This window comes from Pseudomonas cavernae (genome assembly GCF_003595175.1).
GTDB lineage: Bacteria > Pseudomonadota > Gammaproteobacteria > Pseudomonadales > Pseudomonadaceae > Aquipseudomonas > Aquipseudomonas cavernae.
In genome coordinates, this window is record NZ_CP032419.1 from 1,684,664 (window position 1) to 1,709,577 (window position 24,914).

20 protein-coding genes, 4 tRNA genes and 4 pseudogenes are annotated in these 24,914 nt (G+C 62.7%); 23 read left to right on the plus strand and 5 right to left on the minus strand.

Going from position 1 to position 24,914, the window contains the following annotated elements; genetic code table 11:
• Positions 1-52: 52 nt before the first annotated feature.
• The 11 genes from astA (at position 53) to D3880_RS07900 (ending at position 10,219) form a co-directional block, all read left to right on the plus strand.
• Positions 53-1,075 (plus strand): arginine N-succinyltransferase, encoded by a 1,023-nt coding sequence (astA, locus tag D3880_RS07850; protein WP_119892920.1) that lies wholly within the window; start codon positions 53-55, stop codon positions 1,073-1,075.
• Entirely contained in the window at positions 1,076-2,539 is a 1,464-nt protein-coding gene (gene astD, locus D3880_RS07855) for a succinylglutamate-semialdehyde dehydrogenase (RefSeq protein ID WP_119892921.1), read from the plus strand.
• Positions 2,536-3,882: an N-succinylarginine dihydrolase gene (gene astB / locus D3880_RS07860; RefSeq protein WP_119892922.1), complete on the plus strand. Its 1,347-nt coding sequence runs from the start codon at positions 2,536-2,538 to the stop codon at positions 3,880-3,882. The genes astD and astB overlap by 4 nt, the downstream gene beginning before the upstream one ends.
• 13 nt (positions 3,883-3,895) lie before the next feature.
• A complete protein-coding gene (locus tag D3880_RS07865) occupies positions 3,896-4,183 on the plus strand; it encodes a topoisomerase II (protein WP_119892923.1) in 288 nt (95 codons plus the stop codon).
• Between the two features lie 9 nt (positions 4,184-4,192).
• Positions 4,193-5,197, plus strand: coding sequence for a succinylglutamate desuccinylase (gene astE / locus D3880_RS07870; RefSeq protein WP_119892924.1), 1,005 nt, complete (start codon positions 4,193-4,195; stop codon positions 5,195-5,197).
• A gap of 199 nt (positions 5,198-5,396) precedes the next feature.
• The gene (gene alaS / locus D3880_RS07875; protein WP_119892925.1) at positions 5,397-8,021 is read left to right on the plus strand and encodes an alanine--tRNA ligase; all 2,625 of its coding nucleotides are present in this window, start codon (positions 5,397-5,399) and stop codon (positions 8,019-8,021) included.
• Between the two features lie 97 nt (positions 8,022-8,118).
• Positions 8,119-9,354 (plus strand): aspartate kinase, encoded by a 1,236-nt coding sequence (locus D3880_RS07880; protein WP_119892926.1) that lies wholly within the window; start codon positions 8,119-8,121, stop codon positions 9,352-9,354.
• A 192-nt stretch (positions 9,355-9,546) separates the two neighbouring features.
• Positions 9,547-9,732, plus strand: coding sequence for a carbon storage regulator CsrA (gene csrA, locus D3880_RS07885; RefSeq protein ID WP_003085981.1), 186 nt, complete (start codon positions 9,547-9,549; stop codon positions 9,730-9,732).
• Positions 9,733-9,794: 62 nt separating this feature from the next.
• Positions 9,795-9,885 (plus strand) — tRNA-Ser (locus D3880_RS07890).
• Positions 9,886-9,991: 106 nt separating this feature from the next.
• Positions 9,992-10,068, plus strand: a tRNA-Arg gene (locus D3880_RS07895).
• Positions 10,069-10,142: 74 nt separating this feature from the next.
• Positions 10,143-10,219 (plus strand) — tRNA-Arg (locus D3880_RS07900).
• A gap of 48 nt (positions 10,220-10,267) precedes the next feature.
• Here the strand turns inward: D3880_RS07900 and D3880_RS07905 are convergent.
• A complete protein-coding gene (locus D3880_RS07905; protein WP_119892927.1) occupies positions 10,268-10,801 on the minus strand; it encodes a DUF4124 domain-containing protein in 534 nt (177 codons plus the stop codon).
• 304 nt (positions 10,802-11,105) lie between these two features.
• On the opposite strand from D3880_RS07905, the gene mgtE reads away from it, so the two are divergent.
• A complete protein-coding gene (mgtE, locus tag D3880_RS07910) occupies positions 11,106-12,548 on the plus strand; it encodes a magnesium transporter (RefSeq protein ID WP_119892928.1) in 1,443 nt (480 codons plus the stop codon).
• Between the two features lie 80 nt (positions 12,549-12,628).
• On the opposite strand, the gene D3880_RS07915 is transcribed toward mgtE, so the two are convergent.
• Entirely contained in the window at positions 12,629-12,955 is a 327-nt protein-coding gene (locus tag D3880_RS07915) for an Arc family DNA-binding protein (protein ID WP_119892929.1), read from the minus strand.
• 352 nt (positions 12,956-13,307) lie between these two features.
• Here D3880_RS07915 and phnN point away from each other — a divergent pair.
• Positions 13,308-13,882, plus strand: a pseudogene (gene phnN, locus D3880_RS07920) (phosphonate metabolism protein/1,5-bisphosphokinase (PRPP-forming) PhnN).
• Here the strand turns inward: phnN and D3880_RS07925 are convergent.
• Positions 13,857-14,339 carry a GNAT family N-acetyltransferase gene (locus tag D3880_RS07925; RefSeq protein ID WP_119892930.1) on the minus strand — a complete coding sequence of 161 codons (483 nt, stop codon included), beginning with the start codon at positions 14,337-14,339 and terminating at the stop codon, positions 13,857-13,859. The pseudogene phnN and the gene D3880_RS07925 overlap by 26 nt on opposite strands.
• A gap of 126 nt (positions 14,340-14,465) precedes the next feature.
• Between D3880_RS07925 and D3880_RS07930 the strand changes: the two genes are divergently transcribed.
• A tRNA-Arg gene (locus D3880_RS07930) sits at positions 14,466-14,542 on the plus strand.
• A 148-nt stretch (positions 14,543-14,690) separates the two neighbouring features.
• On the opposite strand, the pseudogene D3880_RS07935 reads toward D3880_RS07930, so the two are convergent.
• Positions 14,691-14,873 (minus strand): annotated as a pseudogene (locus D3880_RS07935) (OprD family outer membrane porin); the annotation flags it as partial.
• 467 nt (positions 14,874-15,340) lie between these two features.
• On the opposite strand from D3880_RS07935, the gene D3880_RS07940 reads away from it, so the two are divergent.
• The 9 genes and pseudogenes from D3880_RS07940 (at position 15,341) to D3880_RS07975 (ending at position 24,479) form a co-directional block, all read left to right on the plus strand.
• Positions 15,341-15,562, plus strand: a complete 222-nt coding sequence (locus tag D3880_RS07940; RefSeq protein WP_119892932.1) for a helix-turn-helix transcriptional regulator — start codon at positions 15,341-15,343, stop codon at positions 15,560-15,562.
• 2 nt (positions 15,563-15,564) lie between these two features.
• A complete protein-coding gene (locus tag D3880_RS07945) occupies positions 15,565-17,895 on the plus strand; it encodes an AAA family ATPase (RefSeq protein ID WP_119892933.1) in 2,331 nt (776 codons plus the stop codon).
• Positions 17,896-18,198: 303 nt separating this feature from the next.
• Entirely contained in the window at positions 18,199-18,846 is a 648-nt protein-coding gene (locus tag D3880_RS07950) for an HD domain-containing protein (RefSeq protein ID WP_218567603.1), read from the plus strand.
• A gap of 2 nt (positions 18,847-18,848) precedes the next feature.
• The gene (locus D3880_RS07955; RefSeq protein ID WP_119892934.1) at positions 18,849-19,334 is read left to right on the plus strand and encodes a hypothetical protein; all 486 of its coding nucleotides are present in this window, start codon (positions 18,849-18,851) and stop codon (positions 19,332-19,334) included.
• 234 nt (positions 19,335-19,568) lie between these two features.
• Positions 19,569-19,686, plus strand: a pseudogene (locus D3880_RS23045) (hydrolase); the annotation flags it as partial.
• A gap of 426 nt (positions 19,687-20,112) precedes the next feature.
• Positions 20,113-21,363, plus strand: a complete 1,251-nt coding sequence (locus D3880_RS07965) for an FAD-dependent oxidoreductase (protein WP_119892935.1) — start codon at positions 20,113-20,115, stop codon at positions 21,361-21,363.
• A gap of 846 nt (positions 21,364-22,209) precedes the next feature.
• Positions 22,210-22,458 (plus strand): annotated as a pseudogene (locus tag D3880_RS23330) (methyl-accepting chemotaxis protein); the annotation flags it as partial.
• Positions 22,459-22,659: 201 nt separating this feature from the next.
• Positions 22,660-23,364: a methyl-accepting chemotaxis protein gene (locus D3880_RS23335; protein ID WP_420800862.1), complete on the plus strand. Its 705-nt coding sequence runs from the start codon at positions 22,660-22,662 to the stop codon at positions 23,362-23,364.
• Between the two features lie 182 nt (positions 23,365-23,546).
• On the plus strand, positions 23,547-24,479 hold the full coding sequence (locus D3880_RS07975; protein WP_119892937.1) for a LysR family transcriptional regulator: 933 nt from the start codon (positions 23,547-23,549) through the stop codon (positions 24,477-24,479).
• Here D3880_RS07975 and D3880_RS07980 read toward each other — a convergent pair.
• Positions 24,467-24,913 (minus strand): GlcG/HbpS family heme-binding protein, encoded by a 447-nt coding sequence (locus tag D3880_RS07980; protein WP_119892938.1) that lies wholly within the window; start codon positions 24,911-24,913, stop codon positions 24,467-24,469. The genes D3880_RS07975 and D3880_RS07980 overlap by 13 nt on opposite strands.
• Between the last annotated feature and the right edge of the window lies 1 nt (position 24,914).

The window sequence follows — 24,914 nt, forward strand, 5'->3', positions numbered from 1 at the left end:
CCTCACCGCCAGCCTTCTCCCCGTGGAGGGAAGGGTGAATTTTGGAGGATCTATGATCGTTCGTCCCGTGCGTAGCGCCGATTTGCCGGCCCTGCTCGAACTGGCCCGCAGCACCGGCGCCGGTCTGACCACCCTGCCGGCCAACGAGGAGCGCCTCGCGCACCGTGTCGGCTGGGCGGAAAAGACCTTCCGCGGCGAGGTCGAGCGCGCCGACGCCGATTACCTGTTCGTGCTGGAAGACGACGACGGCAAGGTCGTCGGGATCTCCGCGGTGGCCGGCGCCGTCGGCCTGCGCGAGCCCTGGTACAACTACCGGGTCGGCCTGGTGGTCAGCGCCTCGCAGGAGCTGAAGATCCACCGCGAGGTTCCCACCCTGTTCCTCGCCAACGACCTCACCGGCAATTCCGAGCTGTGTTCGCTGTTCCTGCATGGCGATCACCGCAGCGGCCTCAACGGCCGTCTGCTGTCGAAGGCGCGCATGCTGTTCATCGCCGAGTTCCGCCAGCTGTTCGGCGACAAGGTGATCGCCGAGATGCGCGGCATGTCCGATGCCAACGGCCGCTCGCCATTCTGGGAGAGCCTCGGCCGGCACTTCTTCAAGATGGAATTTTCCCAGGCCGACTACCTCACCGGGGTCGGCAACAAGGCGTTCATCGCCGAACTGATGCCGAAGTTCCCGCTGTACACCTGTTTCCTCTCGGAGGAGGCGCGCAACACCATCGGCCGCGTGCACCCGGACACCGAGCCGGCGCTGGCGATGCTCAAGGGCGAGGGTTTCAGCTACCAGGGCTATGTCGACATCTTCGACGCCGGCCCGGCCATCGAAGTGGAAACTGACAAGATCCGCGCCGTGCGCGACAGCCAGACCCTGATCCTGGCGGTCGGCACCCCCGGCGACGACGCCCCCACCGTTCTGATCCACAACCGCAAACGCGAAGACTGTCGCATCGCCGCGGCGCCGGCCCGCATGGCGGCCGGCACCCTGGTGGTCGACGCCCAGGTCGCCAAACGTCTGCAACTGCGCGCCGGTGATCGGGTGCGCGCCGTCGCGCTGTCGGCCAAGGAGAGTATGTAAATGAGCAGCCATTACATCGCCGGTAACTGGGTGGCGGGGCAGGGCGAGGCCCTGGAATCGCTGAATCCGGTCACCCAGGCCGTGGTCTGGAGCGGTCGGGGCGCCAGCGCGGCGCAGGTCGAGACCGCCGTCGAGGCCGCTCGCGTGGCTTTCCCGGCTTGGGCCAAGCGTAGGTTGGACGAGCGCGTCCTCGTGCTCGAGCAGTTCGCCGCCAGCCTCAAGGCGCACGCCGACGAGTTGGCGCGGGCCATCGGCGAGGAAACCGGTAAGCCTCTGTGGGAAGCCGCCACCGAAGTGACCAGCATGGTCAACAAGGTTGCCATCTCGGTGCAGAGCTATCGCGAGCGCACCGGCGAGAAGAGTGGCCCGCTGGCCGACGCCACCGCCGTGCTGCGCCACAAGCCGCACGGCGTGGTGGCGGTGTTCGGCCCCTACAACTTCCCCGGCCATCTGCCCAACGGGCATATCGTGCCGGCGCTGCTGGCCGGCAATGCGGTGATCTTCAAGCCCAGCGAGTTGACGCCCAAGGTCGCCGAGTTGACGGTGAAATGCTGGATCGAAGCCGGTCTGCCGGCCGGCGTGCTCAACCTGGTGCAGGGTGCGCGCGAGACCGGCGTGGCCCTGGCCGGCAATCCGGGTATCGACGGCCTGTTCTTCACCGGCTCGAGCCGCACCGGCAACCTGCTGCACAGCCAGTTCGCCGGCCGCCCGGACAAGATCCTGGCGCTGGAAATGGGCGGCAACAACCCGCTGATCGTCGACCGGTTGCAGGATGTCGATGCGGCGGTCTACACCATCATCCAATCGGCGTTCATCTCCGCCGGCCAGCGCTGTACCTGTGCGCGGCGCCTGCTGGTGCCGCAGGGTGCCTGGGGCGATGCCCTGCTGGCGCGCCTGGTGGCGGTCAGCGCGAGCATCAAGGTCGGTGCCTTCGACGAGCAGCCGGCGCCGTTCATGGGCTCGGTGATTTCCCTGGCGGCCGCCGAGCACCTGCTCCAGGCCCAGCGCAAGTTGATCGTCCAGGGCGCCACGCCGCTGCTGGAAATGACTCAGCCGCTGGCCAATGCCGCGCTGCTGACCCCGGGCATCCTCGATGTAACCAGCGTCGCCGAGCGCCCGGACGAGGAATTCTTCGGCCCGCTGCTGCAGGTGATCCGCTACGCCGACTTCGCCGATGCCATCGCCGAGGCCAACAACACCCAGTACGGCCTGGCCGCCGGCCTGTTGTCGGATTCGCGCGACCGCTACCAGCAGTTCTGGCTGGAAAGCCGCGCCGGCATCGTCAACTGGAACAAGCAGCTGACCGGTGCCGCCAGTTCGGCGCCGTTCGGTGGCGTCGGCGCCTCCGGCAACCACCGCGCCAGCGCCTATTACGCGGCGGACTATTGCGCCTATCCGGTTGCCTCGCTGGAAAGCGATAGTCTCAGCCTGCCTGCCACCCTGACTCCGGGAGTTAGCCTGTGAAAGCCTATGAAGTGAATTTCGACGGTCTGGTCGGGCCAACTCACAACTACGGTGGCCTGTCCTACGGCAACGTCGCCTCGCAGTCCAACAGCCAGGTGGCCTCCAACCCCAAGGAAGCGGCCAAGCAGGGGCTGGCGAAGATGAAGGCGCTGATGGACATGGGCTTCAAGCAGGGCGTGCTCGCTCCGCAGGAGCGCCCGGATGTCATCGCGCTGCGCAGCCTGGGCTTCTCCGGCACCGACGCGCAGGTGATCGAGCGGGCCGCCAAGGAAGCTGCACCGCTGCTGGCGGCCTGCAGCTCGGCCTCCAGCATGTGGACGGCGAACGCCTGCACCGTCAGCCCCAGCGCCGACACCGCGGATGGCCGCGTGCATTTCACCGCCGCCAACCTCAACTGCAAGTTCCACCGCAGCATCGAACACCCGACCACCAGCCGCGTGCTCGGCGCCATGTTCGCCAGCGAGCAGCACTTCGCCCATCACGCCGCGCTGCCGGCGGTGAGCCAGTTCGGCGACGAGGGCGCGGCCAACCACACGCGCTTCTGCAAGGGCTACGGTGAGGCCGGCGTGGAGTTCTTCGTCTTCGGTCGCAGCGCCTTCGACAGCCGCTTCCCGGCGCCGCAGCGCTATCCCGCGCGGCAGACCCTGGAAGCCTGCCAGGCGGTCGCCCGTCTGCACGGCCTGGGCGAGGAGGGCGTGGTCTACGCCCAGCAGAACCCGGCGGTGATCGACCAGGGCGTGTTCCACAACGATGTGATCGCGGTCGGCAACGGCGAGGTGCTGTTCCACCACGAGGATGCCTTCCTCAATACCGAGCACGTGCTGGCCGAACTGCATACCAAGTTGAGTCAGCGTGGCGGCCATTTCCGCGCCCTGTGCGTGCCGCGCGCGGCGGTCAGCGTCGAGGATGCGGTAGGTTCCTACCTGTTCAACAGCCAGCTGCTGTCGCGCGCCGACGGCTCGATGCTGCTGATCGTGCCGGAAGAGTGCCGCAACAACGAGCGGGTCTGGGCCTACCTGTCGCAACTGACCGCCGACGACGGGCCGATCCGCGAGGTCAAGGTCTTCGACCTCAAGCAGAGCATGCAAAACGGCGGCGGCCCGGCCTGCCTGCGCCTGCGCGTGGCGCTCAAGGATCATGAGCTGGCGGCGGTCAATCCCGGCGTGATCATGACCCAGACGCTGCACGACCGCCTCAATCAGTGGGTCGACAAGCATTACCGCGACCGCCTCAGCGAGAGCGATCTGGGCGACCCGCAACTGCTGATTGAATGCCGTACGGCATTGGACGAGCTGACCCAGATCCTTAAACTGGGCTCGGTTTACCCTTTCCAACTCAATTGAGAGTACCCCTACCATGTCCGATGCCCTGCAACTGATCCTCGAAGACACCGACGGCACCCAGCTGGAAACTTCCTGCACCCGCTTTGCCGTCATGTGGCAGGGCAAAGAGGTATGGATTCAGCAGGATGGCCGCGGCCAGCTGATCATCGGCGTCGACGTCGAAGAAGGCGACACCGAATACGCCAACCTGCTGCTGCGCCCGCTGGCGACCAATCTGGTTAGCCTGCAGCTGGAAATGGAGCCGGCCGACGCCGGTGACGACGACCATGAGCATGGTCCGGATTGCAATCACGACCATTGAGGTAGCGCGATGTTAGCCCTCGGCAAGCTGCTTGAACTGACCCTGGCCGGCCATGAGCCGGCCGCGAAAATTCAGCTCACCAGCGAGGGCGCGCGGTTGCGCTGGCTGGCCGAGGGTGCTCTGGAAGTGACGCCGCCGGCCACCGCCGACAGCGGCCTGGACCTGTTGTTGTCGGCCGGCATCCATGGCAACGAAACGGCGCCGATCGAGCTGCTTGAGCGGCTGGTGCAAGGCATTGCCCGCGGCGAGTTGAAGCCGCAGACGCGCATTCTCTTCCTGCTCGGCAATCCCGAAGCCATGCGCCGTGGCGAACGCTACATGGAGCAGGACATCAATCGGCTGTTCAACGGCAAGCACGAGCAAACCAGCGGTTTCGAAGCCTTGCGCGCCGCCGAACTGGAGCGCCTGGCCGCGACCTTCTTCAGCAAACCCGAACGCACACGCCTGCATTACGATCTGCACACCGCGATTCGCGGCTCGAAGATTGAGCAGTTCGCCCTTTACCCCTGGGCCGAGGGGCGCACCCATTCGGCTCGCGAACTGGCCCGCCTGCGCGCCGCCGGGATCGAGGCGGTGCTGCTGCAGAATAAGGGTTCGATCACCTTCAGTTCCTACACCTACGCCAAGCTCGGCGCCGAGGCCTTTACCCTGGAGCTGGGCAAGGCGCGGCCGTTCGGGCAGAACCAGGGGGTCAACCTCGACCTGCTGGAAAGCCGTCTGCGCAGCCTGATCAGTGGCGAAGAGCCGGAAGTGGACGCAGCCTTGGATGGCCTGCAGCTGTTCGCGGTGGCGCGTGAGGTGATCAAGCGCAGCGACGAGTTTCGTCTGCACCTGCCCGCCGATATCGAAAACTTCAGCGAACTGCCGCAGGGTTACCTGCTGGCCGAGGACATCGCCGGCACCCGCTGGATAGTCGAGGAAGCGGATGCGCGGATCATCTTCCCCAATCCCAAGGTCAAGAACGGCCTGCGCGCCGCCATTCTGATCGTGCCGGGCAGCCTGCCGGCGGCTTAGGCTGGGCTGGACTGCAACTTAGCGTCCGCCGGCGCTCGCCACTAAATCCCGGCTTTGCTGGGTTCCCCGCCGGTGCAGGGCGATCAATAGACGCTTTCTAGCCCTTTTTCCCTGCAAACAGGCTGTCTACGCTGCGCAAGGCCGATATAATGCGGCCCTTTGCCGGCGATCCGTGGCCGCAGTTTCCGTGGAAGAATCTATGAAAAGCGCTGAAATCCGTGAAGCCTTCCTCCGCTTCTTCGAAGAGAAGGGGCACACCCGCGTAGCCTCCAGCTCGCTGATCCCGGGCAACGATCCGACCCTGCTGTTCACCAACGCCGGGATGAACCAGTTCAAGGACTGCTTCCTCGGCCTGGAAAAGCGCGCCTACACCCGCGCCACCACCAGCCAGAAATGCGTACGCGCCGGCGGCAAGCACAACGACCTGGAAAACGTCGGCTACACCGCCCGTCACCACACCTTCTTCGAAATGCTGGGCAACTTCAGCTTCGGCGACTACTTCAAGCGCGATGCCATCCACTACGCCTGGGAATTTCTCACTTCGGACAAGTGGCTGAGTCTGCCGAAAGAAAAGCTGTGGGTCACCGTCTACGCCACGGACGACGAGGCTTATGAGATCTGGAACAAGGAAGTCGGCGTGCCGGCCGAGCGCATGATCCGCATCGGCGACAACAAGGGCGCGCCGTACGCTTCCGATAACTTCTGGGCCATGGGCGATACCGGCCCGTGCGGCCCGTGCACCGAGATCTTCTTCGACCACGGCGAGCACATCTGGGGCGGCCCACCCGGCTCGCCGGAAGAAGACGGCGACCGCTACATCGAGATCTGGAACAACGTGTTCATGCAGTTCAACCGCACCGCGGACGGTGTGCTGCACCCGCTGCCGGCACCGAGCGTGGACACCGGCATGGGTCTCGAGCGCATCAGCGCCGTGCTCCAGCACGTCAACTCGAACTACGAGATCGACCTGTTCCAGAGCCTGCTCGACGCCTCCGCCACGGCCATCGGCTGCGCCAACGAGGCCCAGGCTTCGCTGAAGGTAGTGGCCGATCACATCCGCTCCTGCGGTTTCCTGATTGCCGACGGCGTCACTCCGTCCAACGAAGGCCGTGGCTATGTGCTGCGCCGCATCATCCGCCGCGCCTGCCGTCACGGTAACAAGCTGGGGGCCAAGGGCGCCTTCTTCCACAAGATCGTCGCCGCCCTGGTCGCCGAGATGGGCGAAGCCTTCACTGAGCTGAAGCAGCAGCAGGCGCATATCGAGCGCGTGCTGAAGACCGAGGAAGAGCAGTTCGCCAAGACCCTGGAGCAGGGCCTGAAGATCCTCGAGCAGGATCTGGTCGGCCTAAAGGGCAAGATGATCCCCGGCGAGACGGTGTTCAAGCTGTACGACACCTATGGCTTCCCCTACGACCTGACCGGCGACATCGCCCGCGAGCGCGGCCTGACCCTCGACGAGTCCGGCTTCGAGCGCGAAATGGCGGCGCAGCGCGAGCGTGCACGTTCTGCCAGCGCCTTCGGTCTGGACTACAACAGCCTGGTCAAGGTCGAGGGCGAAACCCGCTTCCTCGGCTACGAAGGCACCAGCGGCAGCGGGCGAATCATTGCCCTGTTCGCCGACGGCCAGGCCGTCGACACCCTGAATGAAGGCGAGGAGGGCGTGGTGGTGCTCGACCAGACGCCGTTCTACGCCGAATCTGGCGGCCAGGTCGGCGACTGCGGTTATCTGGAGGGCGCCGGCGTGCGCTTCGACGTGCGCGACACCACTAAGGCCGGTGGTGCCTATCTGCACCACGGCGTGGTCGCCGAGGGCAGCCTGAGCGTCGGCGCCGAGCTGAAGGCCGAGGTTGACGCCTCGGTGCGTCAGGCTACCGCGCTCAATCACTCTGCCACCCACCTGCTGCACGCCGCGCTGCGCCAAGTGCTCGGCGAGCATGTGCAGCAGAAGGGCTCGCTGGTCGACAGCCAGCGCCTGCGCTTCGACTTCAGCCACTTCGAGGCGATCAAGCCCGAGCAGCTGAAGGCGCTGGAAGACATCGTCAACGCCGAGATCCGCAAGAACAGCATTGTGGAGACCGAAGAGACCGACATCGAGAGTGCCAAGAAGAAAGGCGCCATGGCGCTGTTCGGCGAGAAGTACGGCGATCAGGTGCGCGTGTTGAGCATGGGCGGCGATTTTTCCGTCGAGCTGTGTGGCGGTACCCACGTTTCCCGCACCGGCGACATCGCGCTGCTCAAGATCACCAGCGAAGGTGGCGTGGCCGCCGGCGTGCGACGCATCGAAGCGGTGACCGGCGCCGCAGCGCTGGCCTACCTGAATAATGCGGAAGAACAGCTGAAAGAGGCGGCGGTGCTGGTCAAGGGCAGCCGCGACAACCTGCTGGACAAGCTCTCCGCCGTGCTGGAGCGCAACCGCCAGTTGGAAAAAGAGCTGGAACAACTGAAGGCCAAGGCCGCCAGCGCCGCGGGCGATGATCTGGCCGGCGCGGCGGTGGAGGTCAAGGGCGCGAAAGTCCTGGCCGCGCGCCTCGACGGCCTGGACGGCAAAGCGCTGATGGCATTGGTCGATCAGCTGAAGAACAAGCTCGGCCGCGCGGTGATCCTGCTCGGCGGCGTGCAGGACGACAAGGTCGTGCTGGTCGCCGGCGTCACCCAGGACCTGACCGGTCAGCTGAAAGCCGGCGAGCTGATGAAGCAGGCCGCTGCGGCGGTTGGCGGCAAGGGTGGCGGTCGTCCGGACATGGCCCAGGGCGGCGGTACCGATGCTGCTGCCGTGGATGCTGCGCTGGCGCTGGCCGTGCCCTTCGCCGAACAAGGGCTGTAAGCCAGGTGCCCAGGCCTGCCGCACGCCCGGTGGGCCTTGGCAGCCTGAAGCGTTAACTGTTTAATGGGCGCCCTTCACGGGCTGAGGCGGCTTTGAAATGGCTTTGATCGTACAGAAATTTGGGGGCACCTCCGTCGGCACCGTCGAGCGTATCGAGCAGGTGGCCGAGAAGGTGAAAAAATTCCGCGAAGGCGGTGACGACATCGTCGTCGTCGTCTCCGCCATGAGCGGCGAGACCAACCGCTTGATCGGGCTGGCCACACAGATCAGCGATCAGCCGGTGCCGCGCGAGCTGGACGTGATGGTTTCCACCGGCGAGCAGGTGACCATCGCCTTGCTGGCCATGGCGCTGATCAAGCGCGGTGTGCCGGCGGTGTCCTACACCGGCAACCAGGTGCGCATTCTCACCGACAGCGCGCACAACAAGGCGCGTATCCTGCAGATCGACGACCAGAAGCTGCGTGCCGACCTCAAGGCCGGTCGTGTCGTGGTGGTGGCCGGTTTTCAGGGCGTCGACGAGCACGGCAACATCACCACCCTCGGTCGCGGCGGCTCGGATACCACCGGCGTGGCCCTGGCGGCGGCGCTGAAGGCCGATGAATGCCAGATCTATACCGACGTCGACGGCGTCTACACTACCGACCCGCGTGTGGTGCCCAAGGCCCAGCGCCTGGACAAGATCACCTTCGAGGAAATGCTGGAAATGGCCAGCCTCGGCTCCAAGGTGCTGCAGATCCGCTCGGTGGAGTTCGCCGGCAAATACAACGTCCCGCTGCGCGTGCTGCACAGCTTCCAAGAGGGGCCGGGCACCCTCATTACCATTGATGAAGAGGAATCCATGGAACAGCCGATCATCTCCGGCATCGCCTTCAACCGCGACGAAGCCAAGCTGACCATCCGTGGCGTGCCGGACACTCCCGGCGTGGCCTTCAAGATCCTCGGGCCGATCAGTGCCGCGAACATCGAGGTGGACATGATCGTGCAGAATGTTGCGCACGATAACACCACCGACTTCACCTTCACCGTGCATCGCAACGACTACAAGAATGCGCTGCAAGTACTGGAGCAGACCGCTCGCGAAATTTCGGCGCGTGAGGTCATTGGCGACGAAAACATCGCCAAGGTATCCATCGTTGGTGTCGGTATGCGCTCCCACGCAGGCGTAGCCAGCCGGATGTTCGAGGCGCTGGCCAAGGAAACCATCAATATCCAGATGATTTCCACCTCCGAAATCAAGGTTTCCGTGGTGATCGAGGAGAAGTATCTCGAGTTGGCGGTGCGCGCCTTGCACACAGCCTTCGAGTTGGATGCTCCCGCTCGTCAGGGCGAGTAAGGCTGGTAATCCGAAAGGCGCGCTCACTCCGCGCCTTTCGTCATTTTGGCCGTAGGGGTGGAACTTTCTTTCTGCTCACACTAGTCAATACTGGGGTGAAGGTCGTGGCTACTTGAGAAACGTGACGGCCGTCACCATCTTATTTTTGCAGACTGTTTGTTGTCCTGAACTGTTATCCCTGAGGAGAAAGGAATGCTGATTCTGACTCGCCGGGTCGGAGAGACCCTGATGGTGGGTGACGATGTCACGGTCACCGTGTTGGGCGTGAAAGGTAATCAGGTGCGCATCGGGGTCAACGCTCCGAAGGAGGTAGCCGTGCACCGCGAAGAGATTTACCAGCGCATCCAAAAAGAGAAAGACCAAGAACCAAACCACTAATTTTTCTCAAATTTTTGGCTTTGCAAACGGGGAAAACATGGTTATCATGCGCCCCGTGTTGCGGAGAGGTGGCCGAGTGGCCGAAGGCGCTCCCCTGCTAAGGGAGTACACCTCAAAAGGGTGTCGGGGGTTCGAATCCCCCCTTCTCCGCCATATTTGCATTGCAGAGTCTGGTGTTTTTAGAGTCCGATAAGTTATTGAAAGTAATCGGATTTAACTTGAATGCCACGAAAAGATCTCTATAATGCGCACGCTCAGCGCACTCATAGCTCAGCTGGATAGAGTACTCGGCTACGAACCGAGCGGTCGGAGGTTCGAATCCTCCTGAGTGCGCCATATACAAGTTGATTTTTAGTGATAAAAATCGATGTGTTTCAACCAGTGGTGATCTGGTTTACCAAGCGCCATACGCACTCATAGCTCAGCTGGATAGAGTACTCGGCTACGAACCGAGCGGTCGGAGGTTCGAATCCTCCTGAGTGCGCCATACCGAAAGGGCCTGCAGAAATGCAGGCCCTTTTTTGTTTTCGGCGTTTTAGCGTTTTCCACGTACGCAACCGTTTTCGTCGAAGCTGACCTGTTGGCTGCGGCCTTGTTTGCCGCCGTATTGGTAGCGTAGTTGCCCGTTCTGGCTGCTGACCTTGTCGGGTTTGCCGAGTGTGCTTTCGACGTCGGTGCGTGTCATGCCCGCGCGTACTTCCTTGCGAATCATCGCCTGGCGCCTGGTGCTGCCGGTAACGCGATTGCCGCAGCCGTCCTGATGTTCCGCGACCACCACTAGCTCTCCGTTTCGCCCCGTCTTTGCCGCTTTTCCAGTGCGACTGCTCTTGGCTACCTGTGCCAAAGGCGTGGGTGTGCCGCTGCCGGGAGTGGGGTTGTGGGCGTCCTGCAGTTGCAGTGATTGATCGGTTGGGCAGCCTTGCAGGGTGTAGGTGATCTTGCCGTTGGCGTCTTCGCAGCGAAACACAGTCGCAGCCAGGGTGGGCAGGGTGGGGGTTATGAGGGATGCGCAGAGCAGGGTTGCGCAAAATACTGTGCGTGATTGTCCAATCAAAATGACGTCCTCCATGACGATCGTCGGCAAGCTTAGCGAGTGCTTTCCCGAGTGCGAGGAGGTGTCTTGTAGATTGCGACCGGCGTCGCAGCTAGAAGATTCAGAGAGGCTGAGCTTTACCACGCAAATGCTTGTTCTTGCCAAGATTTCGCCACGTACAACGGCCGGGGCAGTGTTATCATTTCCCTCGTCAGCCCCGTCGGGGCTTGTTGGGCACCACCATGGACTTACCCAGTAGTTACTTAAATCTTCGATTGTCCAATCACGTACTGACTGATTGACCCCTCTGGTGTGCGCCGCCGTTGGGGTGGAGCGCGCCATGACTGAAGTTGAAGCCAAAAAGCCGCAAGAAAGTCTGCAGGATCGCCTAGCCCAGGTCGTTGACCTGCTGCATCGGCACAAGCTGGTCGAAGACCTGACCCACCGTCAGGAAGGCCTGCATCATGAGCGGGTGGAAAATCTGGTCCACCGGCAGAATCTCGCCGAGCTGCAGCGCAAGCTCGATGAACTGCACACCGCCGACATCGCCCATATTCTCGAAGCCTTGCCGCTGAATGACCGCCTGACCGTTTGGCAGATGGTCAAAGCCGAGCGCGACGGCGACATTCTCCTCGAAGTTTCCGATGCGGTGCGTGAAACCCTGATCGCCGACATGGACGATCACGAGATTCTGGCCGCAGCCAAGGAGATGGATGCGGACGAGTTGGCCGACCTGGCGCCAGAGTTGCCGCGTGATGTGGTCCATGAGTTGATGGAGTCGCTCGACGCCCAGCAGCGCGAGCGCGTGCGTTCGGCACTGTCCTACGAGGAGGACGAGGTTGGCGCGCTGATGGACTTCGAGATGGTTACCATTCGCGAGGATGTCAGTCTCGAAGTGGTGTTGCGCTACCTGCGCCGTCTGAAGGAGCTGCCGGGGCATACTGATAAGCTGTTCGTGGTCGATTACGACGGCATCCTCAAGGGTGTGCTGCCGATCAAGCGTCTGCTGGTCAACGATCCGGACAAAGACGTGTTGGAAGTGATGGCCAGTGATCCGGTGAGCTTCCAGCCCGATGAGGACGCCTACGATGCGGCTCAGGCGTTCGAGCGCTACGACTTGATTTCCGCGCCGGTGGTGGACAAGAGCGGCAAGCTGATCGGTCGTCTGACCATCGATGAGATGGTCGACCTGATCCGCGAGGAAAGCGAAAACGAAGTGCTGAACATGGCCGGTCTGCGCGAGGAGGAAGATATCTTCGCCTCGGTGTGGAAATCGGTACGCAACCGCTGGTCGTGGTTGGCGATCAATCTGATTACGGCCTTCATCGCTTCGCGGGTGATTGGTCTGTTCGAGGGCTCGATCGAGAAGCTGGTGGCATTGGCGGCGCTGATGCCGATCGTGGCGGGGATTGGAGGCAACTCAGGAAACCAAACCATCACCATGATTGTGCGCGCCATGGCTTTGGATCAAGTAAGCACCAGCAATACTGCGCGACTGCTGCGCAAAGAGCTGGGTGTATCGCTGATCAATGGTCTGATTTGGGGTGGGGTAATCGGTGGGGTGGCCTATTGGCTATATGGCAACTGGTCGCTGGGTGTGGTCATGACCGGTGCGATGATCCTGAATTTGCTGCTATCGGCCATGATGGGAGTGTTGATCCCGATGACTCTGCTGCGCATGGGGCGAGATCCGGCCATGGGCTCGAGCGTGATGATCACGGCGATGACCGACAGTGGCGGTTTCTTCATCTTCCTGGGCTTGGCCACGGTGTTTTTGCTCTGAACAACAAAAAAGCCGCCTGCGGGCGGCTTTTTATGCAATCAAAAAGCCGGCTCATTGCCGGCTTTCTGTTCGAGAAGTTTTCAGGCTTCTTCGGCGTTCATTTCCACATCATGGGCGATCAGTGCGACCAGTGCGTTCTGCTGGCGACGCGACAGTTGGCGGAAACGCTGCAGCAATTCGCGCTCATGCAGGGACAGTTCCGGACGATCCAGGCGCATGCTCAGATCATCGTCCAGGGCCCCCTCCTGCAGCATGCTTTGCTCCAGGCGGGCGATGATTTCGGAGTTCATGCTGCGATGATGATTGCGGGCCACATCGGCAATACGCTCGCGCATGCCATCGGGTAGGCGGACCACAAATTTGTCAGCCGTGCGGCTGGAATAGCTAGCCTGTTTCATAGGGCGCATACATTAAACCGGTTAGTTCAAGGGAACGATGCTGGCATTAAGCTGCATGATTGTCACCGGTTCGACAACCTTTCGCGCTAACCGTTCAACCAGCATTGCAATTTGTCGTCTATAGGCATTCATTTATTTGACGCCAATTACATGACAGAGTTTGAACTGATTGAAGGCTTTTTGCCAGTAACAATTGTCTGAAATGCGTGCTATTGAGCAAACGGTCAAATTGAGCATAGATGGCCTTCGGGAAATGCACTCTAGAGCGGTCTCTGAGCGCCTGCTGCAGCCTGGCGGGATCTTGGAGAAAGGGAAGGTGGGCTCATGCTGTGCAACAGGCACAGTTTGCTAGGTGGGGTCGATGAGCGGCAGGTTGATTTATCTGATGGGGCCTTCGGGCGCAGGTAAGGACAGTCTGCTGCTGGCAGCGCGCGAGCTGTTACTGGCACGAGGTTGCCTGATCGCGCGCAGGGTGATTACGCGTTCGGCCGCGGCAGCTGGTGAGGAGGCTCTGGCGGTCAGTCCCCGGGAGTTTGCCGATCTCGAGCGGCAGGGCGCGTTCGCGCTGAGCTGGCGGGCCAATGGTTTAGCGTATGGGATTCCGCTGCAGATCAACGAATGGTTGGCAGCCGGGCAAGATGTATTGGTCAACGGCTCCCGGGCTTATCTGGACGAGGTGCGGCGGTGCTATCCAGATTTGCTGGCCATTCTGCTGACGGTCAACAGGGCCGTGCTACGTCACCGCCTGCTGGCGCGTGGGCGGGAAACGTCAGCTGAAATCGAGGCACGGCTGCGCGCAATGATTTGTTCCAGGTGACCCAGGCCGAAGAGCCGGGGCCCATCCAGCTGGACAATTCCGGCCCGCTCTCGCAGAGCGTCGAGCGTTTGCTCACGCTACTCGAGTCCCCGGTCAGGGCAACGTCAACGCCAGGCTGATGCCGTGGGGCTGAAAGCCCATCGCCCGGTAGAACTGGTGGGCATCGGCGCGGTCCTGATGCGTGGACAGCGCCAGCTTGTAACACCCCCAGGCACGAGCCCGCTCGGCGGCTTTCTCGATCAACGCCTGGCCGATACCCAGACCGCGCTGCTGATGGTCCACCACCATGTCTTCGAGCACGGCCGAGCGGGCGAAATCGTGGGCAAGGTGCTCGATCAGGTTGAGGGTGCAGGTGCCGAGCAAGTGTCCCTGACGCTCCGCCACCAGTACCTCACGAGAGGCCGGCAGCTCGGCGAGACGCAGGGCCAGAAGGGGGGTATCGGGGCAGGGGTCATTGGCGCCAAGCTGTTGCAACAATTTGGCTAGCCCGGGCGCATCGGCGGCGCAGGCCGCGCGTACGCTGAAGCTGGCGAAAGGCGAATCGGGCAGGTTGCTGGCTGGATCGGCTTGGGGCATGGCGGCGCTCCTGTTGAGTGGTATCGAGTATGGTCAAGCGCGATGGCGATGGCATGACAAAAGTCGTTGTGATCGCTAACATGCCGCCCGGTCATGTTGTCGCAATAACCTTTGCGGCGGATGAATGTCCCAGTAGCTCAATTGGATAGAGCATCCCCCTCCTAAGGGGAAGGTTGGTGGTTCGAACCCACTCTGGGACGCCATATAGATCAATGCCTTAGCAAATTATTGTTTGCGTATCTCTGCAGGATTGATCGTTAGGTCCCCACTTCAGTCCCCGCTTTTCTCGATGCTCAACTAGAACCTCGAAACACACCGCTGTAGAAGGCATCAGCACCCAGCTGACATGCCGGAGCCTTCGCTATCACCGCGATTGAGGAACGGGTAGTCGCTATCTCCGATGAGCGCCTGGTAGGCGGCGCCGAGGCTGTGGCCGGAAACGCTGTAGGAGAACAGGCTTCTGAAGGCGCGGTTGTCCTCTCCCCCCTTGGTCACGCTGTTGCCGTAGTAGACATGGTCATCGGCGCGGCTGGAAGCCGCGCTTGAGCAGTGGGGCCGTTACCTGGACAGGCTGAAAGCTGGCAAGACTATTGAGGCCGGGAATATCGTGCTGTTGTCTAAGCGGAAGGGCTAACGGTAGCTGCTTGGACGGCACGAGGCGCGTGCAGAGTTCATTGTTTTGCGGGGTAGCTGTTCGACAGGTTGCTGCCGCTGGTATAGCCAGGGAGTTGCCCGATAACGTAGTGCCGCTGAGTCGTAGCTACGTTCGAGACGTTATAAAACCCCTCGTCAAAAGGACATGTGCCACTTGATCGACGGATCTGTCGTAAGTGATTGATATACATGTAGAAACAAAGGGAAATTAGCTTTTAACTCGTCGTAGCCACACAGCGCTATTGCAACGCATGGTTAGAGTGCCGGCATCTGGTGCAGCCAGTCCACTACCCGCTCTGAGGGGCGAGGTTTTTCGTGCAAATCGATGCCATTAGGAAGAATCACTCATGACCTCCAAAGCCACTCGCAACAGTGACACCTCTTCGAACCTGCCCATTCCTGGTGCCTTCGCCACATCTGAACAGCTCTGCAATCGACTTCAAATTTCCCGCACCACTTGGTGGCGCTGGTCGAAAGCACCTGGCTTTCCTGCGCCGATCCGCTTCGGTCGTTCGGTCCGCTGGCCAACTGAAGCCATCGAAGCTTTCCTGGCCAAGCAGGGAGTCTAACCATGATGATTAAACAACCCTGGCATGCAGCGGGGTGTTCTGCCGTGCCTAGTGTTAACCAGGTAACGCTGACCGAGGCCACTCGTTTCCTCGCTGCTCTGGATTCAACCGCAAGCGTATGGGCTTTCCAGACCTTCGACGATAGCCCTGCCAAGCGCCCTGAGCTGGCCGCTACGCGACACGGCACCCTTGAGCAGTGCGCACCCTGGCTGGCTAAGATGAATGCACGTGGCGCCGGGGTTTTTGTCACCATCAACGAAACGGATGGGCAAGGCCGCAAGACTTCAAATGTCTGTCGCGTGCGCGCTCTGTTTGCCGACTTCGACAACCCTGTACCGGGCACCCTTGAGCGCCTGCGCACAGATTCCTTGCCGCCTTCGATTATCGTCGAGTCAAGTGCCGGCAAGTTGCACGCCTATTGGTTGGTCGAGAGCCTGCCACCTGGCGACTTCAAGGCGCGACAGCAGAGCATTGCTCGGCACTGGGGAAGTGACCCCAAGGTATGCGACCTGCCGCGCGTGATGCGCCTGCCCGGCTTCCTGCATTGCAAGGGTGACCCGCAGCCTGTCCGGTTGATGGAGGTCACGGGCAAGCGGTACGCCCAGGAGCTGGCTGACCGCTACGTGCCAGCAGCACCGAATACCCAGGAGAGGACGCAGGCGCAACTGGCGGCCGAAGCTCAGCGATATGCCGTGGCTGCGCTGGAAAGTGCCTGCGATGCCGTTGCCAGGGCCAAAGACGGCACCCGTAACGACACGCTTAACCGCGAAGCCTTCGGCATTGCGCAGTTGGTGGCCGGTGGAGAGCTTCCCGAGGCCTCGGCGCGTGATGGCTTGCTGGCCGCCGCTCAGTTTGCCGGCCTGGGGCAATCCGAAGTGCTACGAACCCTAGAAAGCGCCTTTGATGCGGGCACAAACTACCCGCGTACCGTGCCTGAGCCGAAGGACGCCCAGCAGGAAGCTCCGCCCGGGGGAACTGACCCGCGAGATGCCAAGCAATCGGCCCGCCCGGCGTTGGTCGAAGTTCCTCTCGATGACGTTATGAGCGCCAGCCTTGAACCAGTGCGTCACGCCATCAAACCGTGGATGCCGCGCCGCCATGTAACCCTGTTTGGTGGGCACGGTGGGGTTGGTAAATCGAGCCTTGCGTTGGCTATTGGCGCGCATGTCGCCTGCGGCCTGCCGTTTGCTGACCTGGAAGTCGAGCAGTCGCCCGTACTATTCGTCAGTCTGGAAGATGAGGCCAGCATTGTGCGTCTTCGCCTGCGTCATATTATCGAGGCGTACCAGCTACCCGCAGAACGTGTGCTTGCCAATATGCGCTTGCTGGACGGAACACTAGCTTTCGCTGCCCTGATGACCGAGGGCGAAAGCTTTAGCGCTCCAGCGATCTTTACCCCGGCTTTTCGCGAGCTGACGAGTCAATCCGAGGGAGCAGGGCTGATCGTTATCGACAATGCTTCCGACGCGTTCGACGCCAACGAGAACAGCCGTCGCACGGTGCGAGCTTTTGTGCGCGGCTTGGCTGCCATTGCACGCAAATACGATGCTGCTGTTGCTCTGCTGGCGCATATCGACAAGAGCGCCGCGAAGGATGGGGCGCGTGGCAATAGTTATAGCGGTAGTACGGCATGGCATAACAGTGCCCGGTCGCGTCTGGCTTTACTGGAGCAAGATGGGCGAATTCTACTGATGCACGAGAAAGCCAACCTGAGCGCGCGTGCCGAACCGCTGGCTTTGACGTTCGTAGACGGGGTACCTGTCCCCGAATCTGGCGTACAGAGTGGCGGGCTGAACTCTGAGAACTTTGACCACGCTGAGATTATCCGCGCAATGAAGGCCGCGCACGAAGCAGGAATCCTTGTACCGGGCAGTCTATCCGCTGGCGCACATTCAGCCATGAAGGCGTTGGAGCCACTGCCTGAGTACGCCAAGACCTTTCGGGGCAGGATTGGGGGGCAGCGTGCGGCGCGTGCACTCACTGCGTTGCTCCGTAACGGTCGTATTCGGCGCATCGAATTCAAGACGCCGCACCGGAAGACGCGCGAGCGTCTGGAGCTGGTCGAGCTGTCAGCAGAGGCCTCCAATCCGTTTGAGTCTGCGCTAGCCGTGCGCGCGGAAAGTGCGCCGCGCCACCCCCCATACACCCCCCAGCGCACTGGCGCAGCGCCTCGGAAGGCTTGCGCTGATGCGCCGAACATGACCAGCGCTGCGCCGAACGTGACCGGCGCAATTGGCGCAAAGGAGTGCGTCCGTGATTTGGTCGGAGCAACGGCATCTGCGCCAGTCGCTGCCGCTGAACAGCCTGAGGATTACAGCGATGATTACTTTTAGTCGTGGCCACCCTAGACAATCTGCGCGAGGTCAGCCTTGCTTGTTGGAGTCGGTGTGGCGCGGGGCTGACTGGAGTTGATTAGCACGAGTGTCGGGGGAAATAGACGTGATCTCACCTGAGGGGGCTTAAAGCTCGCGAAAAGCAGCATACTTCTGGCTTAAATTCCCTCCACTTCAATTCCATGCTCAGCCAGGCGAAGCACTATGAACTGGGAACTGGCTGCCAACAAAGTCGAACTCTTAAAGGCTCTGGCGACTTGATTACCTGGGCAAGAGGCCAATGACCGGGGCGCGATCAACTGAATGCGCGACTATTCCTGCATCGCTGAAGCTCCGCAGCACATATTACTGATCAAGGAGTGGCTGATGAGCCCGAACTTTCTCCCCTCGAACCGCATTGCTGAAGCTGTGGAGCTGGCAATAACGCTACAAGGCGAGCAGACCCGAAAGGCTACGGGCATTCCCTACCTTTCTCACCTGCTGGGCGTCGCGAGCCTGGTGATGGAACACAGTGGTGATGAAGAGCAGACCATTGCCGCACTGCTACATGACGCAATCGAGGACGCCGGCGCATACGCCGAAGCGGTGATTCGAGAGCAGTTCGGCGAGAGGGTCGTTCGCATCGTACTTGCCTGCACCGATGGCGTGCCGGATGAACAGGGCGAGAAGGGGGACTGGCAAATCCGCAAGCAGAACTATCTCGCACACCTGGCCGAGGCCCCTGTTGAGGTACTGCTGGTGTCCGGTTGCGACAAACTGCACAACGCCCGGGCGATTGTGAGTGACCTGTACACCCACGGCCCTGCGATGTTCTCCCGTTTCAAGGCGGGTCAGGCCGGAACCTTGTGGTACTACGAACAGCTGGCAGGGGCTTTCCAGGCTCACTTGCCCGGTTCGCTCGCCGACGAGTTGGCGCGAACTGTCGCCGACCTGAAGCGTTTGGCCTCCTAGCCATGGGAAGGGCCGAGCCAGGCTCGAACCCTTTACTCAAACGATTGGATGAGTGGCGGCCGGGCTGCTGGTGCGCCGCCGTTATCCAGCTGTGCGCGGCGTTCGAGCATGAGGGGAAGGGAGGACGTTCGCGCTATCCAGCCCAGTGGGCCTATTTCCTTTGGGCGCCCACCGATACTGCTATTCCTCAGGCGCTTCCGGATGGCTGGGGAATCAGCCTGGAACCACCATGGGAGGAGATTGCTGCTGATCTGGCTGGCGCTGCTGTCTTTGTCATGCCCGAGCGCGAAGTGGACTGGCCCACTCTCTTGGATATTCTGCGGGTATGCGGGGATCCCGCTCCGTGGCTGTTCCAGGTAATCAGGCAGGTGCAGCGCACCAAACGACGAATGCGACAGCGGCTGTTTCTCGAGCTCTACGGCGAGGGTGACAACTACGCCTTCGAGAAATTCATACGAAGCACCCTGGCGAAACCGAAGAAGCCTTGAGCTATCGGGCCCAATTGCCATAGCCGCGAACCGAAACCGTCAGTGGTCGCGCACCGAAACCGAGACCGTTGATAGCGGTGAACCGAGACCGAGACTGAGACTGAGACTGAGACTATCGTGGCTGGGCGCGAGGCATCCGACAGGGGCGCCCCATGACGCTCCGAGAAAACGTTGCTCGGTATTTTCACCGGCTGGTGCAGGTGCCGCGCGACGAGATATTCGGGGCAGCTTGCGCCAACCATCCCCGCCACCAGCTTCGAGACCGACCCCAACGCCCCGCTGGGGCCTCGAGCTGAAAAATCTGTTCCCGGATGCCCCCCACATCGCTCGTCCCGGTTGGATCAACTTTTGGTTGGGGAGCGGAATTTGAACTGGCGGACTTTACCGTCAAGTCCTGACCTGAAACGACGCCAATGCTTGCTCCTGGCCGATTACAACCGGTCGGAAACCCATATACGGACAATGATCGGTTGACTCAGATGTGGCTCGGACCAGCAACTTGGTGGAGGTGGCTTCGAACGGCCAGGAGCAAGACCTGTTGCCTCCCCTGAGCGTCATTTGTACAAAATCCGTTTTCGTAGCCATGAGCAGAAGAACGTGGGTGTTCACAGTTCAAGCAACAAATCCAGATACCTGGCATCGCGCTTGGAGATACCTGATAGCGAAGGATGCGATTGGCGCGGCCATTGACCGAGTGATTAAGGTTGGCCTCGCAGCGCACCTGGTGTGCCCCACGGGGAGGGTGCGAATAACAAGAACTCGCAAAAGGTATCTGTAGATGAGCGACTCCACCTTCGCAACGGCCACCCACAAGCCGGCCAGCTTCGGCGTCAAAGGCAAACGCGTGGCCATCATCGGCGCCGGCCCGGGCGGCATCGCCGCTGGCGTGGCCCTGCACCGCGCTGGTTTCTCCGTGAAAGTCTTCGAGCGCAATCCCGAGCTGCGTCCACTGGGTGGGGCGATCATCCTCAATGCCACCGGCATCGTTATCCTGCGCAGCCTCGGCGTGCAGGTGGACGACATCTTCGCTGCCGGCGTACCTGAGTTCCGCCGCTACGATGGCCGGGTGCGGGTCAATTTCGATATCGACATGGACTTGATGCGCCAGGCCGGTGTCAGCGGCTGGCAGTCTGGGATGATGCGCTCCGAGCTGTACGAGCGCCTGCTGGCTGCGGCGCCCGCGGAGATGATTGCCACTCACCACACCTTCAGCCATTACGCCGAAGCGAACGGCGCCAGCATCGTGCATTTCGCCGAAGGTCAGCAGTACGAGTGCGACCTGGTGATCGGTGCCGATGGCATCCAGTCCAAGGTCCGCGAGCAGCTATGGGGAGCCTCCGAGCTCAAGCACCTGGGCATCGCCGTGTGGCTGGGCTGGTGCGAGTTGGACGGCCCCGAGCGCAAGAAGATCGTCATTCACCATGACCATGCTTATCAGATGGGGTACGCGCCGCTGCGCTTCCAGGGCAAGGACTGCTTCGAGTGGTGGTTCGTCGAGAAGTGTGCGGAGAATCAGATCGAGCCGGCCGATCCTGCCACCTATGTGCGCGAGCGGATCCAGCATTTCACCTACCCGGTGCCGCAGATCCTCGACGCCACCGATACCGCGCACAACCTGTTCCGCTGGGTGGTGAAGTACCGCGAGCCGCTCAAAGAGTGGTCGCGCGGGCGCGCCACGTTGCTCGGCGACGCCGCCCACCCGACCTCGCCCTATGCCGCCTACGGCGCAGGCATGGCCATCGAGGATGGTTTCTTCCTCGCCAAGTACCTGGCTGGGTGCGACCTCAGCGACCTGTCGGCCTTGCAGGCCGGCCTGCAGCGCTATGACGCGCAACGCGTCGATTACACCAATCAGACCACCGCTTTCGCCCGTTTCCTCGGCCGCCTGTACCACGGTGTGCCGGCGCCGCTGAACCGCTTGCGCGACCTGTTCCTCGATCATTCCAGCCTGCCGGCGAAGATGATCAGCAAGGGCGTGACCAGCGAGGCGCAAGCCCTGCTGCGCGCGGTACTCGACCCGGCGGTTTGAGCCCGGCGGGCATTGAACGATGCTGTCGCCGCCCCGTGCGGCGTTCGCGCCATGCTGAGTGAGGAGGTTGGAGTGTCGCTACTGAGTCGCGTGCTGGGTAATCTGTCAGTCGGCGCCAAGTTGTCGCTGGGCTTCGGCCTGGTGCTGCTGTTCACCCTGGGGGTGGCGGCCACCGCCTTTCATTCCCTTGGCGTATTGCAGCAGCGCAGCGAGCAGCTGCGCGTGGAGGCGTCGATCCAGGCGCTGATCCTGCAAGCCCGCATCGCCGAAAAGGAGTTTGCCCTGGGTCTGGCGCCGCCGGCGCAGGCCCAAGTGCGCGAAACCATCGATGCGCTCACTCGGCAACTCGACGGCGAGCGAGCCGATCGCGCCGCCATGCGCAGCGCCGCCAGCGCGTACCTCGAGCAGTTCCTGGGGTATGCCGACTCGCTGCGTCGCGCCCGCGAGGCGCGCCTGCGCATGCAGGCCCTGGCGCAGGCGGCGGGCGACAGCTTCACCCTGGTGTTCCTCGATCAGCTGGATGCGCTAAATGCCCAACTGGAACAGGGCAGCGCGCCGAGCAGTGAGCAGATGATCCAGCTCGAACAGAGCGCCGCCCTGCGCGACAAGCTGGCCAAGCTGCGCGACAGCGAGCTGTACTACTCGCTGGATGGCGAGGAGCGCTACCGCAACGACTGGGAGATGAGCATCAGCGACGTGCTCGCCGCCATGGAGACCCTGACACTCAATCTGGGCAGTCAGGAACAGGAGTCGTTGCAGGGGGCGCGCAGCGCATTGGCCGACTATCGCAAGGCGTTCGAGGAGTTTGCCGAGAGCCGCGCGCAGAGCGCCGCTAGCAGTGCGGCGATGAACACCGAAAGCCGGCGGGTCAGCGATCTGCTGGCCCGCGCCGATCAGCAGCAGCAACAGGCGATCAGCGCCGATAGCCGCACGGCCAATCGTCAGCTCGGGCTGATTACCCTGCTGGCGCTGGGCCTGGGGATCGGTGCCAGCCTGCTGATCCGTCACTTGATCCTGCAGCCGCTGCGCCAGGCGGTCGCCTTGGCGCAGCGGGTGGCGGCGGGGGACCTCAGGGATGCGCAGACGGCGGCAGGGCGGCGCGACGAGTTGGGGCAATTGCTGGGCACAGTGCGCAGCATGCTCGGCAGTTTGCGTGGTCTGGTCGGGCGCATCGGCAGCGGTGTCGCTTCGCTCAATGGCACGGCCGGCAGCTTGGTCGAGGTGATCGAGCGCAGCAGTCGCGGCGTCGAGCAGCAGCGTCAGGAAACCGAGCTGGCGGCGACGGCCATGCAGCAGATGAGCGCGACCGCGCTGGAGGTCGCTCGCAACGCCGGCGCAGCCAGCTCTGCGGTGGCCCAGGCCGACGGCCAGGCGCGCGAGGGCGATGAACTGGTGCGCCTGGCGGGCGACAAGATCGACCGCCTGGCCGTGGAAATGACCGGCTGTGTCGGCGCCATGCAGTCGATGCTGGCGGAGAGCGCGGCGATTGGTGGCGTGCTCGATGTGATCAAGGCGGTGGCTGAGCAGACCAACCTGCTGGCGCTGAACGCCGCCATCGAGGCCGCGCGCGCCGGCGAGCACGGTCGCGGTTTCGCCGTGGTCGCCGACGAGGTGCGTGGCCTGGCGCAGCGCACGCAGCGTTCCACCGCGGAAATCGAAGGGCTGATCGGCCGCCTGCGGCTGGTCGCCCAGCAAGCCGCCGAGCGCTTGCAGGGCAGCCACGCGCTGACCGATGAAACGGTGGTCCTGGCCGCTCAAGCGTCGCAGGCGCTGGCGCGGATTACCTGCGCGGTGTCCAGCATCGAGCAGATGAACCAGCAGATTGCCGCGGCCGCCGAACAGCAGAGCGCGGTGGCCGAACAGGTCAGCCAGAGCATGACGCGGGTACGCGCAGTGGCTGAGGACAGCGCGCGGGAAAGCCTGCAGCTGCAAGGCTCGACCGCCGAACTGAAGCTGGTCGGCGGTGAGCTGAATGCGGCGGTCGGACACTTCCGCACCTAAGCACCGGTCAATGGCTCTGCGGTGATGGTGCGTCAACGTAATGGTGGATAAGCAGAGCGTTATCCACCCTACAAAGCCTGAAGCTCGGCGTAGGGTGGAAAACTGCGCAGCATTTTCCACCGCTGGCTAGGGATGGCTCACGAGCCGTTGAACAGGTTCTAGGTATCAGGAGCAGATTCTTCATGCGTTACCGCCGTCTCGATCTCAACCTGCTGGTAGCCCTCGACGCCTTGCTCAGCGAATGCAGCGTCAGCCGCGCCGCCGAGCGTTTGCACCTCGGTCAGTCGGCCACCAGCTCGGCGCTCGGGCGGTTGCGCGAGCACTTCAACGATCCCTTGCTGGTGCCGGTCGGCCGGCGCTTGGAGCCCACCGCTTTAGGCCTGGAGTTGTTGCCCAAGGTGCGCGCGGCACTGGCGCTGACCCGCGAGATCGTCGATGCACCGGTGCGTTTCGAGCCGGCCAGTTGCACCCGGCAGTTCACTCTGGTGGCCTCGGACTATGTGGCGGCGGTGCTGTTGCCGGTAGTCAGCCGGGCGCTGGCGCGGGTCGCGCCGGGGGTGCGCCTGAGCCTGCGCGACCTGCCCACGCCACGCGATGGCGATGTGGTCAGCGAGGCGCTGGATTATCGGCGCAGCGATTGCGTGATCGTCCCGCAGCGCCGGCTCAATCCGGCCTATCCGCAGGTGCCACTGCTCGGCGACCAGTTGTGCTGCATCGTCTGCGCCGGGCAGACGCAATTCGCCGAAGGCCTGAGTCTGGCGGCCTACTGCGCTGCCGAGCACGTGGTGCGCGAGTTCGCCGATGGCCGCAACCTGGCCATGGATGCCGTGCACCTGCGCGAGTTGGGCATTGAACGGCGGGTCAGCGTGGCGCTGGAAAGCTTTGCCCTGATGCCGGAGTTCATCGTCGGCAGCGCGCGGGTCGCCACGGTGTTCCGCCGCCAGGCCGAACGCTTCGCGCAGCGTTATCCGCTGCGCATCCACCCCACGCCGCTGGCCTTTCCCGATGCGGTGCAGGTGTTGCAGTGGCATCCCTATCAGGACCGCGACCCGACTCTGGCCTGGTTTCGCGGCCTGTTGCTGGAGCAGGCCGCGCAGCTCGCTCAGGCCGGCTGAGGGTCGCCGTTATCGGCGATCAGGCCGACTTCGCCGATGGCCAGCAGGGCGCAGCGTTCGTCGTTGTCCGAGGTGTCGCCGCTGAGGCCGATGGCGCCGAGCAGCGCGCCCTCGGCCGTACGGATCAGCACGCCGCCGGCCACCGGAATCACTTCGCCGGCGGTGAGGCTGTTGATGGCATCGAAGAACGCCGGCATGGCCTGGGCGCGGCGCGCCAGTTCACGGCCGCCGAAGCCCATGCCCAGGCAGCCACGAGCCTTGCCGGTCGCGATCTGCGGGCGCAGGAAGCTGGCCTGTTCGTCGCGCAATACCGCCAGCGGATGCCCGACGGCATCCAGCACGGCGGCGGCCATGGGTTTCAGACCCAGTTCGCGGGCGGCGCGGATGGCGGCGCTGGCAATCTGGGTGGCAGTAGCGAGGTCGAGTCGTTGCATG